Source organism: Maribellus luteus (assembly GCF_003576475.1).
In the GTDB taxonomy this organism is placed as follows: Bacteria; Bacteroidota; Bacteroidia; order Bacteroidales; family Prolixibacteraceae; genus Draconibacterium; species Draconibacterium luteum.
This window is the reverse complement of sequence record NZ_QWGR01000278.1, coordinates 1-521: the sequence shown is the minus strand read 5'-3', so window position 1 is coordinate 521 and position 521 is coordinate 1. Positions and strand designations below refer to the sequence as shown.

General features: G+C 68.9%; 1 protein-coding gene. It reads left to right on the top strand.

What is annotated here, in order from left to right:
* On the top strand, positions 1 to 521 hold a 521-nt coding region (locus D1614_RS28895; RefSeq protein WP_162304630.1), incomplete at both ends, for an FtsW/RodA/SpoVE family cell cycle protein.

The following is a 521-nucleotide window of genomic DNA, read 5'->3' as shown; positions in this document are numbered from 1 at the left end:
GGCGCGCATGCACGTGGGCGACCCCTTCCATTTCGCCACCCGCCAGACCCTGTTCGGCGTCGCGTCCCTGGCCATCGTGCTGTCGGTGTCGCTGCTGACGCCGCGCGGGGCGCGGCGGGCGTCGGTGATGATCTATCTGCTGGCGATCCTGGTGATGGCGGCGCTGCCGTTCCTGGGACACCACGCCAAGGGGGCCACCCGCTGGCTGGAGCTCGGCGGCTTCACCCTGCAGCCGTCCGAGTTCATGAAGCCGGCGCTGATCATCCTGGTGTCGTGGATGTTCGCCGAAGGCCAGAAGGGGCAGGGCGTTCCCGGCGTGTCTATCGCCTTCTGCCTCTACGGACTGGCGGTGGTCCTGCTGCTGCTGCAGCCCGACGTCGGCCAGACCATCCTGATCACCATCGCCTTCGGGGCGGCCTTCTTCATGGCCGGCGTGCCCTGGGCCTGGATCATCGGCCTGGCGACGGTGGCCATGGGCGGGGCGCTGTCGCTCTATTTCGTGTTCGACCACGTGGCCAGCC